Here is a 17812-nt window from a genome sequence, read left to right on the forward strand (position 1 = left end):
CACACTACTTATCGGATAACGTTCACGTCGTGTCGGCGTCTGTGAAATCGCTATTGAGCAACCTGACCAGCCGTGGCCCGCACCGTGTGCTGCGCGGCAATCTGGCCATCGCGGGCCAGCCAGGGGTGGTGTTCACGCCCGAGTCAGGGCGCAATCTCCCCGCCGTCGCCTTCGGGCACGGCTGGCTGACCGGCGCCGGACACTACCGCAGCCTGCTCGAGCATCTCGCTTCCTGGGGAATTGTGGCCGCTGCCCCCGACACCGAGCGCGGGCCGATCCCGTCACATCTGGGACTGGCCGCAGATTTGCTCACCACGCTCGACATCTGCACCGGCGTGCGGCTCGGGGACGGCGAGATCAGCGTGCATCCCGAGCGTCTCGCCTTGGCCGGGCACGGCATGGGGGCGGGTGCGGCCGTCATCGCCGCCGGTCAGCGCAGGGTCGCCACCGTCGCTGTCCTGTTCCCGGCGCCGACGGCTCCGTCCGCCGAAGACCTCGCACCCAAGCTCGACATTCCGGCGCTGATCCTGGGCGGGGCGACGGACCTCACTTCGGTCAGCTCCAACGCCATCCCGTTGGCCACCGCATGGGACGGCTCCGCGATCCTGCGCGTCATCGACAAGGCCTCGCACAGCGGCATCATCGAGGGCCGTCGCATCCTCGCAGCGGTGGGTGCGGGCAAGCACGAACCCAAGACCGCCCGCATCACCCGCGCCTTGCTGGCCGGTTACCTGCTCGCGACGCTGGCGGGCGACAAGACCTACCGCCCCTTCGCCGATCCCGAGGAAGTCATCCCGCACACCACGATCATCGACCTCGAAGCACCCGACGAAGAGGAGCCGCCGAAGCTGAAGGTGGGCCAGTTGGCGGCGCTCCTGCGGCGGTAGCCGACGCAACGGCGTCCAGGGAGGCGATCAGATCAGCCAGGTCTTGCGCTGATAGAACTTCGCCTCTTCGTCCTCGTCGTCGACCGGCGCCACGGTCTGGTTCGCTTTGCGGGCCGCTATCGATCGCGCGATCGCCTCGCGCTGCTCGCGCGCTTCGGCCTCCAGTCGTTCTTTCTCCTCGGCTTCGGCACGGGCTTGCTCCAGTTCGGCGGCGTGTTCCGCCCAGAACTGGCCCATGTCGGCGGCCAAGCGGTCGGCGAATTCGCGGCCCCGCGCCGCGGTCAGCTCGTTGATCTCCTGGATTTCGTCGATCAGGATCGCCATCCGTCGCTGGTTCTCCTCGGCGAGTCGCCTCGCCTCCTCGGCGTAGTTCACCATGCGGTATCCCCTCGCTCGTCCTGCACCGCCGCGCCTTCGGTGTTCCGGCTCACAGGGGGCCCGCCTCAGCCAATTCCGCGCCCAGCGGACCCGCCTCGGCGAGTTCCGCACCACTGTCCAACGGCGCGTCCGGTTCCGAATCGCGGTGTTCCGACATGGGCTTCGGCCGGTGCTCGCCGTCTTCTTCGCGCGGCGCGGCCGGTGGGGTTCCGGTCGGCAGACCGGGCTGGCCAGTGTTGTCCCCGGGCGCCGGTGTGGCATCGGCAGGCATCTTCTTCTCCGGGGCGTCAGGCGCTGGATCTTCGGACGCGGGGGGCTGCGCGTTCTCGTCTCTCGGCTCGGTCATCGAGATGATCGGTATTCCGTGCTCGTTCAACTCGACGGAGAACTCCTCTTGCTTGCCCGTCGCGTCGGACAGCATGAGCTTCAACTGGCCGTCCGGCCCCATCTCGAACTTCACATGCTTTCCGGCGATATCGAACTCGGCCTTCGGCCTGTCCTCACCGTCTTTCTCGGCGTTCTTCGGATCGATACTCGCTTTGAGCCTTTCGATCGCGTCGTCGATTCCGCTCTTGATGGTTCCGCTCAGCGCCGTGATGCCTTGGCTGATCGTCTGGGTGAGACCTGTTGCCAATGGCGAGAATTCCCTCGCCACCTGATTGATCGCGGCAAGGCCGTCGATCGACGGCATCTTGGGGGCAAGGGGTGCGGGCGTGCTCGGTGTGGTCGGAGTAGTGCTCGCCGGGACTGTGCTCGGCGTGGTGCCGGCCGGGACCGTGGAGGGCGATGGCGTGCCGGGAGGGCCCGGTGGTGCGGAAGGATTGGGCTGGTTCTGGTTTTCCGGCTTGTCCTGAGACGGCTGCGTCGGTCCCTCCGGGCGCGGGTAAGCCCGGTCGGACACCGCCGCCAACGCAGTGGCCAGGTTCTGGTACTGCTGCTTGAAGTGATCGTCGGTCTGCTTACAGGCGTCGATGTAGCGCGTCAGTTTGGCATCGAAGTCCCGTTTGAACGGGTCCTTCAGCCAATCGTTGACGGTATCGCGAATCTTTTCGCCGAGCGGGGTGTCGAGCTGCAGCTTGGTGGAGTAGCCGGGCACATCGAGTGCGGGGAAGATCCGACCGAGGTCACGTACCTGGTTTCCGCTGATCCACTCGCGCGCTTTATGCACGTCGACAATGACTTTCACATCTTCGGGAGACTTGCCGCCGATCTTCACGACCCTGCTGTCTTTCCCCGAATCCTCCAGCAGCCCGAGTACGATATCGGCTTTCCCGCCGACCGACTCGCGCAGCGAGTTCGCCATCGGCTCGATCGTCTTCCACGCGTCCCGCGCGTGCACCCGATCCTCGTCGGCCAGAAGGGATTGTTCGGTGAGCAGGTCGAGCGCGGCGGTAGCCGCCGATCCCTGCCACAGTCCGGGCAGGCGGCCCGTGTAGCTGCGCTGCGCGTCCCACTGGGTATCCACCTCGGCCAGTGCGGCTTTCAGCGCTTCCCCCGCCTGCTCCAGCTTTTCCACCCGCGTGCCGCGTTGCTCGTCGTACATCGCCAACAGCTTGCCGAGATCCCCCCGGCCGCCGTTGTTACCGAACGCTGCCTCATATAGCGGCATGAATCTTATCCAGTACTGCAGTCCGTAACTGCCTTCGTCCAGGATGGCGTCGATCGCCTTACCCTGCCAGGAAACGGTCATGATTCCGGCTCCTCGAATGTCTGGCGTTCAGTGGAAACACGTGTCGTCATTCGGCGGCCTCACGTCTTGGGCGTCTCCGCCGCGCGCTGCCGGTCGGTATCCGAGTAGACCACCACCGCCGCGCCGAGCGCATCAGCGGTCGCGGTGGTGGCGTCGCTCCAGTTCGTCAGCCACGCACTGATTCGCTGCAACCCCTGATGCACCGCGACGCCCTGTTGCGCATCGTTCCGCCCCGCCTCGCCGCCCTCGCCGAACATATGCTCGCCCACCCGTTTGGCTTGGCCGCGAACGGCGTCCGCCGATCTCCGGTAGTCGCTGCCCAGTGCACCGAGCTCCCCCGTCCGAACCCCGACCATCTCCGAACCGCCCACGAACTCCCCTCCGTCCTCGTCGTGTCAACTCGCCAGGCGCCGAATCCTCTTCTCGCCGACTGCCGCCATACTTCCTTCGACGCAACACACCGACACTCGGTTCCCCCGAATTCGACTCGATGTCGACAGGAACCTACTGTCCGCTCGTATCGTGCACAGAAGCGTTAGCGGCGATCAACCGGCCAACGCGATACTTACCGCTTCCCTCCGGCTTCCGGCGACCTTCGACCCGATGACAGGGTTGCCGTCAACGTCCAGTAGCTGCCACCCGCCGAGGGAGACGATCGGCACGCCACCGCGCCGATTGGCCACGCCCGCCACAACGGAGCGACCGACGCCGACATCCCAACGGCGCTAGGGAGATCCAGTCGGCAGGAAGGGTGGCGAGTTCGGGCTAGCCGATCTTGCCCTGGTCGGTGCGGACCCATTCGGAGGTGCCGTCAGGGTGGCGGTGGAATTCCCACGCGGCGTAGTCGCCGTCCTTTTCCACCACCGTGACGTGGTCGGCGAAGCCGTCGTGGTCGTAGTCGGTCCAGACCTGCATCGCCTCGTCGCCGGTTGTCGTGACGGTGTCGAGGGTGCCGTCGCCGTCGATGTCCTGGGTGGGGTGGTGCAGTTCGACCGCACCCAGTCCACTCAGGGGCGAGGACGCGTCGATGTTGGGTATATCCAGACCCGGGAATTCGCCTGAGGTGATCATGACTCCTCCATCAGCGGGGCTCGTGCGGTGGTGCGGTGCCGCACCGGCGACATCGCTCCATCCTTTCATCCCGAGTGGACTCGACGCAGCCCCTGGCTCACTTCTTGGGCATCAGCAGCCACAGCACGAGGTAGATGATGAATTGGGGCCCGGGCAGGAGGCACGAAACCACGAACAGTAGCCGGACGACGTTGGCATTCCAGCCGAGGTACTCGGCGATGCCACCGCAGACACCTGCGATCCACTTGTCGGTGGTGGAGCGGGCAAAGCGGCGGGTGGGGACGGTCATTGTCTTCCCTTTCTGGCGGTGATCGCTATGACGTCCACTGTGCCCGCTGTCGCATACCCCGGGCATCGGTCAGGCTGCCGATACCGACCCTGATTTCTCCCGGGGCCGACCTCAGGGTGAAACCCCGAGCACGGCAGAATCGTGCTGGTGAGCACCACTTTGCATGCCCGCGGCCTGTCGGCCGGTCATGGCGAGCGCACGCTGTTCGCCGACCTCGATCTGACCCTGGCGCCCGGCGACGTGATCGGACTGGTCGGCGTGAACGGCGCGGGTAAGTCGACGCTGCTGCGGATTCTCGCCGATCGGCGGACCCCGACCGGCAGCATCACCCTGAGTCCGCCGGACGCGACGGTCGGCTATCTGGCCCAAGAGGCGCAGCGTGTGCCCGGCGAGACCGTGCTCGAATTCCTCGGCCGCCGGACGGGGGTCACCGCGGCGCAGCGGGCAATGGACGCGGCCGCCGAGCGCCTCGCCGAAGGCGGTCCCGACGAGTACTCGCCCGCGCTGGAACAGTGGCTCGCCCTCGGCGGCGCCGACTTGGACCAGCGTGCCCACGAAGTTGCCGCCGACCTCGGCCTCGCCGACAGCCTCCCCAATGGCCTGGACACCCCGATGACCGGTCTGTCCGGCGGGCAGGCAGCGCGCGCGGGCCTGGCCTCGGTCCTGTTGTCGCGCTTCGACATTCTGCTGCTGGACGAACCGACCAACGATCTGGACCTGGACGGCCTCGCGCGCTTGGAGCAGTTCGTCGCTGGTGTTCGCGTTCCGCTGATGGTGATCAGCCACGATCGGGAGTTCTTGGCACGCACCGTGAATCGCATTCTGGAGCTGGACCTCGCACAGCAGCAGGTCGGCCAGTACGACGGCGGCTACGAGTCGTACTTGATGGAGCGGGAGATCGCACGGCAGCACGCGCGCGAGGCCTACGAGGAGTACGCCGACACCAAAGCGGGCCTGGAAGACCGCGCGCAGATGCAACGCAACTGGCTCGAACACGGCGTCCGCACCGCACGCCGCAAGGCGCGGGACCCCAGAAAGATGGACTCCGACAAGGCGGGCCGCAAGATGCGAGCCGAAGCCACCGAGAAACAAGCCGCCAAGGCCAGGCAGACCCAGCGCCGTATCGAGCGACTCGAGGTAGTGGAGGAACCCCGCAAAGAGTGGGAGTTGCGCATGAGCATCGCCGCCGCTCCACGCAGCGGCTCGGTGGTCGCCACACTGTCCGAAGCCACCGTCACTCGTGGCGATTTCACCCTCGGCCCGATCAGCACCCAGATCGATTGGGCCGACCGCATCGTGCTCACCGGGGCGAACGGCTCCGGAAAGTCGACTCTGCTGGCCGTGCTGCTGGGAAAGATCCAGCCGGACGGCGGGACCGCGAGCCTCGGCTCCGGCGTCGCGATCGGCGAGGTCGACCAGGCGCGCGAGCTGTTTCGCGGCACCGCGGCGCTGGCCGACACCTTCGGCGCCGAACTGCCGGACCGGCCGGAAGCGGACGCACGCACGCTTCTGGCCAAGTTCGGCCTGCGCGGCCCGCACGTGCTGCGCTCCTGCGACACCCTCTCCCCCGGCGAACGCACCCGCGCCGCCCTGGCGTTGCTGCAAGCCCGCGGCGTCAACCTGCTCGTGCTGGACGAGCCGACCAACCATTTGGACCTGCCCGCCATCGAACAACTGGAGCAGGCCGTCGAATCCTTCACCGGCACACTCCTGCTCGTCACGCACGACCGCCGCATGCTCGACACGGTCCGCGCGACACGCCGCTGGCACATGGCCGCGGGGGTCCTCACCGAGACCCGCTGATCGCGGCCTTCTGCCTATAGTGCGGGGACATTGTTCGAACAGGAGTGAGCATGGGCGCCGACTCGCCATAAGGGGGGCCGCGAACACGCAGCGCCGCGAAAAATTACAGCGCCGCGACGCGCTTGGCCAGATCGTCCGCGAGTTGCCGCGCCTGCGTGAGGTCGGTGGCCTCCACCATGACCCGCACCAGTTCCTCGGTACCGCTGGGGCGCAACAGCACTCGGCCGGACTCGCCGAGAATCCGTTCCGCCTCCAGCACCGCTTCCCGCACCTCGGGCGCACGTGCGACCAGGGATTTGTCGCTGACCGGCACGTTCACCAGGACCTGCGGCACAGTCTGCAGCACGCTCGCCAGATCGGCGAGGGTGCGCTCGGTCTCCGCCATCCGCGCCATCAGGCGCAGGCCGGTCAGGATGCCGTCGCCGGTGGTGCCGTAACGCGGGAAGACCACGTGTCCCGACTGCTCGCCGCCCAGCGTGAAGCCGCCGCGGCGCAGCTCCTCCAGCACGTAGCGGTCGCCGACTGCGGTGGTGCGCACGGCGATTCCGGCCGCCCGCATGGCGATGTGCAGGCCGAGGTTGCTCATCACCGTGGCGACCAAGGTGTCGTCGGCCAGTTCGCCCGCCTCGTGCATGGCGAGGGCCAGGATCACCAGAATCGCGTCGCCGTCGACAACGGCGCCGTTGGCGTCGACGGCCAGGCAGCGGTCGGCGTCGCCGTCGTGTGCGAGGCCCAGATCGGCGCCGTGCTCCAGCACCGCGGCCCGGACCTGGTCGAGATGGGTGGAGCCGCAGCCGTCGTTGATGTTCAGCCCGTCGGGCTCGGCGTTGATGGCGATGACGGTCGCGCCCGCCTCGCGATAGGCGGCGGGCCCCACTTCGGAGGCGGCGCCGTGCGCGCAGTCGACCACGACGGTCAGTCCGGACAAGTCCTGTCCGGTCGCTTCCACCAGGTGCTCCACGTAGCGTTCATGGGTGCCCGCGAGGCTGTATTGGTCCGGGATGACCAGCCCGTGATCGCGCGCGCCTGCCGCGTTGCGCACGCGGCCGATGCCAGCGCCGGTCGGACGGAACGGCGTGTCCGCGGCGACGAGCGCCTCGATCCGGTCCTCGATCGCATCATCGAGTTTGTGCCCGCCCGCGGCGAAGATCTTGATCCCGTTGTCCGGCATGGGGTTGTGTGAGGCGGAGATCATCACGCCGAGGCACGCGTCGTAAATACCGGTGAGGTAGGCGACGGCGGGCGTCGGCAACACACCTGCCGAGAGCACATCTACGCCCGCCGCGGTCAGCCCCGCGGTCACGGCGGCCTCGAGCATCTCGCCGCTGGCCCGTGGGTCGCGTCCGACCACCGCGAGCGCGCGCTGCTTGCCGCGGCTGAGGATCTGCGCGGCCGCACCGGAAACGCGCAGCGCGAGCTCCGGACTCAGCGACTCGTTGGCAAGCCCGCGGACTCCGTCGGTGCCGAACAAACGTCCCATACCTCGCCCTTACATCGGTCGGTCTGCGGTGTTCACGACGGGCCCGGAGGGCAGCCCGTGTCACCATGGAGGCCCGCGAACGCCGCACGTTCATCCCCGCGATGTGAGCGACGGCCCGGAGGCGGCACACTGTGCCACCACGCAGGACCTCGCGAACACCGCGAGTTCATACAGCACGAGAGCAGGCGACCAGCTGTTCGCTGGGTGCCTGCTCTCGTACAGCTGCCGCGTCGACCGTACCGTATGGATGCAGCGAAAGCGGGGCCCTTGACAGGGTTGCGCGAGCTTCGCTTCCTGGCCACGTCCAGGCATCCGACGCCACCGAGGCGCCGGATGCCGTGGTCGACGCTGCCGAAATCAGCGCTTCGAGTACTGCGGCGCCTTGCGCGCCTTCTTCAGGCCGTACTTCTTGCGCTCGGTGGCGCGCGGGTCGCGGGTCAGGAAGCCGGCCCGCTTCAGGGCGGGACGGTCCTCCGGAGTGACCTCGATCAGCGCGCGGGCGATGGCCAGCCGCAGGGCGCCTGCCTGGCCCGACGGGCCGCCACCGACCAGGCGGGCGTGCACGTCGAAGGACTCGGTGCGCTCGACGGTGACCAGCGGCGACTTGACCAGCTGCTGGTGCACCTTGTTCGGGAAGTAGTCCTCGATGGTGCGGTCGTTGAGCACGAAGTTGCCGGTGCCGGGCAGCAGGCGGACGCGGACGACAGCCTCCTTGCGTCGTCCGACGGTCTGCACCGGGCGGTCGATCATAATCGGAGCAACGGACGCCGGAGCCTCGGACTCCTCGTAGCCCGCGCCGTCCTCGACGGCCTCGGCGGCGTCGAGTTCCTCGGTGTAGTCCTCGTTGAATTCCTCAGGAGCGGTCACTGGGCCACCTGCTTGATCTCGAACGGAATGGGCTGCTGAGCGGCGTGCGGATGCGTCGGGCCCGCGTAGACCTTCAGCTTGCCCGCGATCGCGTTGCCGAGCTTGTTCTTCGGGATCATGCCCTTGACGGCCTTCTCGACGAGCCGATCGGGGCGGGTCTCCAACACCTGACCGACGGTCCGCGACTTGAGGCCGCCCGGGTGCCCGGAGTGGTGGTGGATCAGCTTGTCCTGCCGCTTGTTGCCGCTGATGGCAACCTTGTCGGCGTTGATGATGATGACGAAATCGCCACCATCGACGTGCGGAGCGTAGGTCGGCTTCGTCTTGCCACGCAGCAGATTCGCTGCCTGGACGGCGAGACGGCCGAGCACTACGTCAGTGGCGTCGATGACGTACCACTTACGGGTCACGTCACCCGCCTTGGGGCTGTACGTAGGCACAGTGCTTCCCTGTCTGTCGTCGGTGTTGCCAGCCGAGCGTGTGGTCGAGATGCTTCCCGGCGGCCGGTGAAGACCCGGGCCTCGGCGGACGACCGGACGATTCACCAGGAGATCGGCCGGACGTTCCACACGCCAACGAGCCACGATACCAGCGGGGTATCGCCTGGAAGAAATCGCGTCAGATCTCGAACGGCGGCCCGAGGTCGATGGCGCCGGGCGGCCCCGGGACCAGGTAGCGCAGCGTATCGATGCCTGGCCGCCCGCAGTCGGGGACGGCGCCTCGGTCTTCCTGCTGACCACCTCTGGCGGTGGCGATCCCCGGCTCCGGCTGGTTGATGGCGTAGGGCGTCCGCGGGCACGCGATCGGCTCGACCTCGCTCGGCGCAGCCACTTCGTCCACCGTGACCGACCCCGCGTCGAAACCCGCCGACCGCATGGTCGGCTCGGCCTGACCCGCAGCCGACGGAAGCGCGACCACGGCCAGCGCCACCGCGCCGACGACGGTATTGGCCCCGAAAATATTGCCCTTCATCTTGTTCCAGAGCTTGCCCTTGCGGCGCCGGTCCTCGGCGTCGTCGGACTCCGCGCCGGATTCCTGCCACGAACCGGGGCGCTGTTGCTCGTGCGCGCCGTGGTACGGCTGATGCTGTTCCGGCCCGCCCTGCTGTTGTTCGGGTGCTCCTTGATAGGGCGGCCGCGGGCCGAGCGGCGGCACCGGGCCACCGGGCGGCGGCACCGGATCGCCCTGCGAACGCCCGAGCGCGCTGGACCGCTGATCGTCCGGCGCGCTCGGTGGCCTGGTGAAGCGGCTGCCGAGTTCGGCGAGGTTCGGCGGGAGGCCGCGCGGCGCCTCGTCGTGCTGGGTGGGGTATCCCGGCCCGTATTGGACGCCGGGCACCGGCCCGGATGGCGGCTGTTCCGACCGACGCAGGCCGGGGTCGGGTTGCCGCGGCGAAGTCTCCGGTCGCGGCGTGGCCTGCTCGCCGGAACGCGGGGCCGCGTCCTCCGGCCAGGGCGCGGTTTGCCGCTGCGGGTAGTCGGCCTGCTGCCCAGCGTCCACCGGATGCTGCGGGGCGGGCGCGGGTTCGGCGGCATGCCTGCCCGGCGGCTCCGGCTCCGCCGCCTCGGTATCGCTCACCAGCAGGTGCACGGCGCCGAGCACGAGTGCGTGCATGGGATGGTCGGCCACATGCAACCGGTGTCCGAGATGGTTCTGGAAGGCCAGTCGCAGCGCGTCGTTGAAGCGCACGTTGCCCGACAGCAGGACCGTCGAAGTGTCCGCGCCGATCGAGCGGGCGGCTGCCATCACCTCGATCACCACGTTGTCCGCGGACCGGGCATCGCGCATGGCCTCGGCGTCGACCGGAACCTCGACCGATTCGGTGGGCTGCTCGTCGTCGCCGTGCACCGCGACCACCAGCATGCTGCGTCCGTCGGAGTACACGCCCGTCGCGCCGATGCCGTGTGGCCTGGCCCGGTCCGGCGGCTGCACCAGCCCGAGCGCTCGGACGTAACCCGACAGCGCCACGCTCTCCGGGAGCGGCTCGACGATGACGTCGAGCTGCTCCACCATCGAGGCGTAGATCTCGACCTTCTCGTCCGGCCAGCCATCCGGGAAGGGCAGCGCCACAAGGTCGGGTTTGCCGCGCAGATGTTTGCCGATCTCAGCGAGCGGGTTGTACAGCCGGGCGCGGAACACCAGCTCGGCCGGCCACGTCGCGCCCGCCACCACGATCTGCGGATGCCCCAGAATGTCGCGCACGTCGGCGATCGCCATCCCCAGATCGGGCCTGTTGCGTTCCACACCGGCCGTGTGTAGTCGGCCCGACGAATCCGCAAGCAGGTACGCCGGCGGCGTCCACATGCCCTCCACTTGCACCGGGCGGATCGGCGTGCCACCGCCGCCCGCCGCCACGGACACCACATCCCAACCGAGATGTACTGCCCCTACTCGCACCGTCACAGGCATTAGTCTGCCCGGTTCGCGGCGGAGATGCTCGCCGTTGTGCCCCGGCGCCGGTCGTCGCCGTTTTCGCGCGCCGTGGCGTCCGCGAGCCGTGCGGAACGCCTCACGCCGCCGACTTCTTCAGTCGCAACCGGCGCCACGTGAAGATCGCGAGCACCAGGGTGATCAACAGCAGGACGCCGATGTCCAGCGCCCAGATCTCCGGCTTGTGCTGCCAGAGCGTGTCGGGCTGTGCGTTGAGGAACAACTCGCGGATGTTCACCGTCGACGCACCGGCGGCATAACCCCAGCGGGCCGGGAACAACCAGGACACCTGCTCGAGCACCAGTCGGCCGGTGACCGGGATCAGACCGCCCGCCATCACGAACTGGCACATGACGGCCACCACCAGCAGCGGCATCACCTGCTCGTTCGACTTCGCCAGCGAGGAGAGCAGCAGGCCGACGACCACGCAGCAGACCGCGGTCAGCGCGATGTCGATGTACAGTTCCGCGCTGCCGGCCGCCAGCACCGCGCCCTCGCCCGGCCGCTTCTTGCCCGCCAGCACGATGCCGACCAGCACCGCCGACTGCAGCAGCGCGGTGCAGCTGAACACCGCGATCTTCGCGATCAGATACGCCGAAGGCAGCAGTCCGACCGCGCGTTCCCGCTGGAAGATGGTCCGTTCGCCGACCAAGTCGCGCACTGTGAGCGTGGAGCCCATGAAGCAGGCACCGAGAATCAGCACCACCAGCAACTGCTGGGCCTCGCCGCCGCCTTCGGGTACGAACGTGCCGTCGGGCAGCGCCTTCAACGGGCCGCGCTGGAAACCGTTCTTGCCGGGCACCACCAGCGACAGCGCGCCGAGGATGAACGGCAGGATCACCAGGAACGTCAGGTAACCGCGGTCGGCCAAGATCAACCGGATCTGCCTGCGCGCCAAGGTCGAGAACTGTTTGCCGCGACTGGACTGCGGTGGACTGCCCGCAGGCCCGTACGGCTGTGCCGGCGGCGGGGGCGGGGGCGCGAACGCCTGCCGGGAGCGATAGGCCGCGAACGCCTGATCCGGGTTGGCCGCGACGTTGGCGAAGATCTCCGCCCAGTCGCTGGTGCCGAGGGCCGCGCCGACACCGGCCGGATTGCCGCAGAAGGCGGTCTTGCCGCCGGGCGCGAGCAGCAGCACCTGATCGCACATGTCCAGGTGCGCCACCGAGTGCGTCACCACGATCACCACGCGGCCCGCGTCGGCGAGCTCGCGCAACATCACCATGACCTGCCGGTCCAGCGCCGGGTCCAGGCCCGAGGTCGGTTCGTCCAGGATGAGTAGCGACGGACCGGTCAGCAGCTCCAACGCCACCGACGCGCGCTTGCGCTGACCGCCGGAGAGCCGGTCGACCCTGGTGTCGGCGTGCTCGGTGAGCGAAAGCTCGTGCAGCACGCCGTCGATCACCTTCTGACGGTCTTCCTTACTGTTGTCGGGGGGCAGCCGCAGCTCGGCCGCGTAACCGAGCGCCTGGCGCACCGTGAGCTGGCGGTGCAGCACGTCGTCCTGCGGCACCATGCCGATGCGGGAGCGCAGCGCCTCGTACTCGGCGTGCAAGTTGCGGCCCTCGAAGGTGACCACACCGCCCGAGGGCCGGGTGGTGCCCGCGATCAGCCGCGACAGCGTCGATTTACCCGCGCCGGAGGGGCCGATCAGCGCCGTCAGCGTCCCGCGGCTGGCCGACATGTTGACGTCGACGAGCAGCTGTTTGTTGCCCTCGACGGTGAACCCGACACCGTGCACCGCGAGCCCCTGCTCGGCGACCGGCTTCTGCCGGTGCACCAGCGTGCCCTGCTGGACCACGAAGTCGACGTTGCCGATGGTGATGATGTCCCGCTCGCGCAGCACCGCCCGCTGCTGCCGGTGCCCGTTGACGAACGTGCCGTTCGCCGAACCCAGATCCTCGATGATCAGCCCCTCGGCGGAGGCGACGAGGCGGGCGTGTTTGCGGGAGGCCAGCGGGTCGTTGACGACGATCTGGTTGTCGGTGGTGCGGCCGATGGCCAGACCGGCCTGGGGAATCCGGTCCGCGCGGGCGATCGGTGACGAGGCGGCCCTGGCCCGGACCGGCGGCACGTTCGAGGTGTCGGCCCTGGTCGTCATGTTGACGTTCAGGGCGGGTGCGGGTGCGGGCGCGTCCTGCGGCGGCGGATACTGCGGATGCTGGAACTGTTGCGCGGGCCGCCGAACCGGCTGCGGCGGCGGAGCCGGCTGCGGGTGCGGCACCGGTTGCGGCGGGCGCATCGAAGGGCGCAGCGGCGGTTGCGGATTCGCGGGCAGCAGGTGGAGCAACGGGCCGCTGATCGCGTCACCGAGACGAACCTGAGTGGGCCGATCGATGGACACCGGCTGGGTCACCCTGCGCGCGTCGACGAAGACGCCGTTGGTGCTCCTGTTGTCGGTCAACACCCAGGCACTGCCCTGCCAGGCGAGCGTCGCGTGCACACGCGAAACGAGCGGGCTGTCGACGAACAGCATCACCTCCGGCGCCCGGCCCATGGTGACCTGCTGGCTCGAATCGAATACTCGTTCGTTTCCATCATGGCGCACGGTGATGGTCTGCGCCCCCGGTGAAGACATGCAGCGGATACTATTCCATCACCCGGACATCGGCGGTGCCCCCGACGCGCCTTTACCCCGATCCGGCGACCGATGTGAACGTGATACCGGCCGACTAGGGGGAGCCATGCCGACAGCAAAAACCGCCGCGCTTATTACCGCCCTGCTGAGTGTTCTGGTGCTGGTCGGGGGTTGCACACGGTTCGTGGACGGCCACGCGGTCTCCATCTATGACAACCCGTTCAAGGTCGCCGGCCTGCCCACCACGAGCGGACCGAGCGGACCGCGCTCCGGCGTCCCGGACAGCCCGCTCACCGCGACCAATGGCGACCGCGGCCCGATGGATACGCTGGCGCTCAACGCCGTCGACGACATCCAGACCTACTGGCGCGGTGAGTTCGGCAAGGAATTCCAAGGCGAGTTCAAGCCGGTCGAGAAGCTGGTTTCCTGGAGCGCGAAGTCCGGCCGCACCGAGGCGATCGAGTTCTGCAAGGAGAGCACCTACCGCTTGGTGAACGCCGCCTACTGCCGACTGGACAATTCCATCGGCTGGGATCGCTCCGTCCTACTTCCCACCATGGAGGAGACCTTCGGGAAGATGGCCGTGGTGATGGTGCTCGCGCACGAGTACGGGCACGCGGTGCAGACCATGGCCAAGATCGTCGGACCGAAGGACCCGGTGATCGTCAAGGAGCAGCAGGCCGATTGCTTCGCGGGCGCGTTCATGCGCCACGTCGCCGAGGGCAAGGCCGAGCACTTCACCATCAACACCTCCGACGGCCTCAACTCGGTGCTCGCCGCGACCGTGGCCATTCGCGATTCCGACCCCGACGATCCGGAGAGCGTGCACGGCTCCGCCTTCGAGCGGGTCACCGCCGTGCAGATCGGGTTCACCGACGGGCCGCGCGCCTGCAAGGGCATCGATATCGACGAGATCAACCAGCGTCGCGGCGACCTGCCACAGAGTTTCGGTGACGACGAAGGACGCGGCGAGTTCCCCATAACAAAGGAAACCCTGGTCGAGCTCACCAAGGCACTCAAAGCCATCCTGCCGATCGACGACGAGCCGGCCTATAACTACTCCCGAGCGACGATTGATTGCCGCGACGGCGTTGCCACAGAACCGGTGTCGTATTGCCCGGCCGAGAACACGATCGCCACGGACGTATCCGGCCTCGCCGAGCGGGGCACTTCCGACACCGATGCGGACGACCCGCTGCCCCTCAAGGTGACCGGTGACTACAACGGCTACGTCGTATTCATCTCGCGATATACCCTGGCCGTTCAGCAGGGCCGCGGCCAGAGTCTGGTCGGCGCCAAGACCGCGCTTCGCGCGGCCTGCCTGTCCGGAGTGGTCACCGGCAAGCTCGCCGAATCCGGACGACCGGTCAGCCAGGGCGATATCAAGCTCGCGGCAGGTGATCTCGATGAGGCGGTCTCCGGTCTGCTCACCGACGGACTGGCCGCGAGCGATGCCGAGGGCAAGACCGTGCCCAGTGGTTTCTCTCGCGTCGACGCTTTCCGCGCGGGAGTCCTGAACGGCGAGAGCACGTGTATGGCGCGCTATTCGTAAACGAAATCTCCGGAGCCACGGTTCGCAGATGAAATTGCCGCGCTCGCCGTACCGGTAGCCGACCCGGCGTGATTGACGCGTATCCCGAGATCAGCGGCCGAATGGTGGTGGCGCGGCGAGTTCGAAGCGCAATACCCGGTTGCCGATCATGATCTCGGCGCCGGGGACGAGCACCATGGACTGGTTCGGCGCCAGACGCATCCAGTCGCGGTAACCGGGCAGGCGGGTGCGGGTGCCGTTGGTCGAGCCCCGATCCACCACGGTGACATCCCAATTCACCAGGCGGATCTCGGCGTGGGCCCGCGACATACCGCCCGAGGCGTCGTCGACGCGCAGCGGAACGAGGCCGCGCTCGGCTGCCTCGGAATGCTCCGGGTCGCGGCCGATCACCGCGTCCGCGGCCAGCATGTAGGTCATGCCGTCGTCGAGGATCAGCATGCCCAGCGGCGGGCGCACCACTTCGATCAGCGGCTGCGTCTGGTCGACCGGCATCCCGCAGACGGTGCAGAACGCGGCGCGCGGATCGGTGGGATGCGCACGCGCGCACTTGAATCCCATCACCTTGACGGTCAGCGCGGCGGCCCGCGCGGTCGCCTCCAGACGACGCTGTTGGTCCGGGTCCGGCAGCGGCGCCGGATTGGTGCCGCCCAACTGGGTCGGCGCGTTGTGCGGGTCGGTCGGTGCCTGCTCGGGCTCGCCGTCGACCATCGCGCTGGACGGCGCCGACCGGGGCGGCGACGGTTCTACCGCATGCTGGGGCGCGGGCTGCTGCCTTTCGGCCTCGGCGGGCGGCTCGTGTTCGATGCGCGCGGTCGGCAGCGGTGGCGTCTCGGGGCGGCGATGCGCGCCCTCGGCGCGGGCTGCCCGGTCGTTCTTCGGCGTCCTGACGCGAGCGCCTGCGGACCAGACGATCGCACCACCCGCCTGCGCGACGCCTTCGACAAGCCAACCGATGCCCCGCTCCGGCGGCAGATCCGGGATGCGGCCCTTCGCGTCGTCGACGAACAAGGCGACCGCCCGCGCGGGAGCGCCCGCGACCCGATCCACGGTGAACGCCGCGTCGCTGCCGCGATACTGCTCGATCGAACCGTCATCGGCCAGCACGGCGGTGATCGCGCCGTGCAGGAATATCGCCACGCCGCCGTTCTCGGCCGCGGAAAGGATGCCGAAATCGATCGGTTCGCCGGGGCTTATCTGCTCGGCGTGCTTCATCAGCCAGCGCCTCGCCTGCCGCGCTACCGCCGCGCCGGGCCCCTGCGGCTCCCGATCGGTGGCCTCGCGCACCAGTTCGGCCAGTGCTTCGAGTGCGACGACGGCGGGCGAATCGTGGGTCGGCCTGCCCGGTCTACGGTGCGCGACGACGATGACCGCGCCCGCTACCCTGGCCACGGCATGACTGCCTACGACGACCTCGACCTGCCGATCCATCACCGGTATCGGCCTCCACCGAGGGTGCAGTACAGGGTCGTCGCCACACCGACAAGGGTATTGCAATACGAACACCATCGGTCCCCCTCCCCGGCGCCCGTCGGGTAACTTCAGTGTCACTTACGGGAGGAACGAGGGGCCTGAGATGGTTCGGACGCAACGGATCGCGCTCGCCGCGTCAAGTCTCGCATTGGCAGGATTGCTGACCGGCTGCGCGGGCGTGCAGGGGACACCCACCCCGGGGGAGATCGACGTGCGGACGCTGGAAGTCGGCACCTATCCCGTCGACCGGCACGAGTACGACCAGGTATCCGGCGGCAAGGGCGCGCTGCTGGAGGGCATGCGGATGTCCGACGCGGTGGTCCCGACCGTGCGCATCGATTCGTCCCTGCAGGTCGGGCGCGGCAGCACCGTCGTCGCGGACACCGAGCAGGCGCTCGACTTCGTGGCCAAGGTGTCCAAACCGGTCTTCGACAACCGCAAGCTGATCGTCGGGTACGTCGTCAGCGGCGCCGACCGTCCCGATCCCGCGGGGCAGCGCAATCCGGCCCCGGACGCCACGGCGATCACCAACGCGCTGTTCCGCTTCCCCGACGAGGCCACCGCGAAGCTCGCCGCCCGCGAACTCGAGGACATCGACATCGCCGTGTCACCGGACAACCGCAAACTGCCGTCCACCAAGTATCCCGACGCCCATATCCACTGGCGCCCGGGCGTTCCCAGCGTCGGCACCTTCATGGCCCACAAGGAATTCGTCATCTCCTTGTTCATCCAACGGCCGACAGCCGACGGCGACGACCTGGTGAAGTGGGTCGACAAGACCCTCGCCGCCCAGGTTCCGCAGCTGGACAAGTTCACTCCGACCCCCGTCGCCCAGCTCGACACACTGAAGGTCGACCCCGACAACCTGTTGGCTCGCGTCGCGGTCGCCGACCGCGCCAACCGCAAGCCGGACCCGGACACCTTCGCCGTATACGGGGGCTACTACACCGTCCACCGCGCCGACGACGAGACCGCGCACCTGCGCCTGATCGAGGATGCGGGCGTCGACCACACCGCCGTCGCCGACGACAGCTACGTCACACGCACCCGCGACGCTGCCGCCGCCCAGAAGCTGGTCACCGGCCTGCTGGAGAGCGAAGGCGGGCACTACGACCCCCTGGGCGCACCCAAGGACGTGCCGGGCGCCAAGTGCCTCCAGCTCAACGGCAAGGGCGATCCGGAACGGGAGTACAAGTACCGCTGTTACGTCGCCTACAAGCGCTACGTCGGGGTCGTCACCAGTGATAAGGAACCGGACGTGCGACAAAAGGTCGCCGCGGAGTATGCCCTGCTGGCGAATAGTTTCTGAGCTCGTAG

At 68.3% G+C, this 17812-nt stretch carries 15 protein-coding genes; 4 read left to right on the forward strand and 11 right to left on the reverse strand.

Going from position 1 to position 17812, the window contains the following annotated elements; all coding sequences use genetic code 11:
* Positions 1 to 29: 29 nt before the first annotated feature.
* Positions 30 to 887, forward strand: a complete 858-nt coding sequence (locus OHA40_RS10990) for a poly(ethylene terephthalate) hydrolase family protein (RefSeq protein WP_330232951.1) — start codon at positions 30 to 32, stop codon at positions 885 to 887.
* A 27-nt stretch (positions 888 to 914) separates the two neighbouring features.
* On the opposite strand, the gene OHA40_RS10995 is transcribed toward OHA40_RS10990, so the two are convergent.
* From OHA40_RS10995 to OHA40_RS11015, 5 genes are all read right to left on the reverse strand, one after another.
* A complete protein-coding gene (locus OHA40_RS10995) occupies positions 915 to 1265 on the reverse strand; it encodes a hypothetical protein (protein ID WP_330232952.1) in 351 nt (116 codons plus the stop codon).
* A 49-nt stretch (positions 1266 to 1314) separates the two neighbouring features.
* Positions 1315 to 2955 (reverse strand): hypothetical protein, encoded by a 1641-nt coding sequence (locus OHA40_RS11000; RefSeq protein ID WP_330232953.1) that lies wholly within the window; start codon positions 2953 to 2955, stop codon positions 1315 to 1317.
* Positions 2956 to 3014: 59 nt separating this feature from the next.
* Positions 3015 to 3326: a hypothetical protein gene (locus tag OHA40_RS11005; protein WP_330232954.1), complete on the reverse strand. Its 312-nt coding sequence runs from the start codon at positions 3324 to 3326 to the stop codon at positions 3015 to 3017.
* A 394-nt stretch (positions 3327 to 3720) separates the two neighbouring features.
* Entirely contained in the window at positions 3721 to 4026 is a 306-nt protein-coding gene (locus OHA40_RS11010; RefSeq protein WP_330232955.1) for a DUF6802 family protein, read from the reverse strand.
* A 97-nt stretch (positions 4027 to 4123) separates the two neighbouring features.
* Entirely contained in the window at positions 4124 to 4315 is a 192-nt protein-coding gene (locus tag OHA40_RS11015) for a PspC domain-containing protein (RefSeq protein WP_330232956.1), read from the reverse strand.
* Between the two features lie 147 nt (positions 4316 to 4462).
* Here OHA40_RS11015 and OHA40_RS11020 point away from each other — a divergent pair, with 147 nt between their 5' ends.
* Positions 4463 to 6118 carry an ABC-F family ATP-binding cassette domain-containing protein gene (locus tag OHA40_RS11020; RefSeq protein ID WP_330232957.1) on the forward strand — a complete coding sequence of 552 codons (1656 nt, stop codon included), beginning with the start codon at positions 4463 to 4465 and terminating at the stop codon, positions 6116 to 6118.
* Between the two features lie 103 nt (positions 6119 to 6221).
* Here OHA40_RS11020 and glmM read toward each other — a convergent pair whose 3' ends face one another.
* From glmM to OHA40_RS11045, 5 genes are all read right to left on the reverse strand, one after another.
* Positions 6222 to 7598 (reverse strand): phosphoglucosamine mutase, encoded by a 1377-nt coding sequence (glmM, locus tag OHA40_RS11025; protein ID WP_330232958.1) that lies wholly within the window; start codon positions 7596 to 7598, stop codon positions 6222 to 6224.
* Positions 7599 to 7955: 357 nt separating this feature from the next.
* Positions 7956 to 8465, reverse strand: a complete 510-nt coding sequence (gene rpsI, locus OHA40_RS11030; protein WP_330232959.1) for a 30S ribosomal protein S9 — start codon at positions 8463 to 8465, stop codon at positions 7956 to 7958.
* Positions 8462 to 8905, reverse strand: coding sequence for a 50S ribosomal protein L13 (gene rplM / locus OHA40_RS11035; RefSeq protein ID WP_040864934.1), 444 nt, complete (start codon positions 8903 to 8905; stop codon positions 8462 to 8464). Before rplM ends, rpsI begins: the two co-directional genes overlap by 4 nt.
* A 178-nt stretch (positions 8906 to 9083) precedes the next feature.
* Complete coding sequence (locus tag OHA40_RS11040) at positions 9084 to 10868, reverse strand: hypothetical protein (RefSeq protein ID WP_442943981.1); 1785 nt, start codon at positions 10866 to 10868, stop codon at positions 9084 to 9086.
* Between the two features lie 106 nt (positions 10869 to 10974).
* Positions 10975 to 13473: an FHA domain-containing protein gene (locus OHA40_RS11045; RefSeq protein ID WP_330232961.1), complete on the reverse strand. Its 2499-nt coding sequence runs from the start codon at positions 13471 to 13473 to the stop codon at positions 10975 to 10977.
* A 106-nt stretch (positions 13474 to 13579) separates the two neighbouring features.
* On the opposite strand from OHA40_RS11045, the gene OHA40_RS11050 reads away from it, so the two are divergent.
* A complete protein-coding gene (locus OHA40_RS11050) occupies positions 13580 to 15025 on the forward strand; it encodes a metallopeptidase (RefSeq protein ID WP_330232962.1) in 1446 nt (481 codons plus the stop codon).
* Positions 15026 to 15115: 90 nt separating this feature from the next.
* Here OHA40_RS11050 and OHA40_RS11055 read toward each other — a convergent pair whose 3' ends face one another.
* Positions 15116 to 16453 carry an FHA domain-containing protein gene (locus tag OHA40_RS11055; RefSeq protein WP_330234130.1) on the reverse strand — a complete coding sequence of 446 codons (1338 nt, stop codon included), beginning with the start codon at positions 16451 to 16453 and terminating at the stop codon, positions 15116 to 15118.
* 145 nt (positions 16454 to 16598) lie between these two features.
* Here OHA40_RS11055 and OHA40_RS11060 point away from each other — a divergent pair, with 145 nt between their 5' ends.
* On the forward strand, positions 16599 to 17804 hold the full coding sequence (locus tag OHA40_RS11060; RefSeq protein ID WP_330232963.1) for a DUF7373 family lipoprotein: 1206 nt from the start codon (positions 16599 to 16601) through the stop codon (positions 17802 to 17804).
* Positions 17805 to 17812 lie beyond the last annotated feature (8 nt).

It is taken from the genome of Nocardia sp. NBC_00508 (assembly GCF_036346875.1).
GTDB lineage: Bacteria > Actinomycetota > Actinomycetes > Mycobacteriales > Mycobacteriaceae > Nocardia.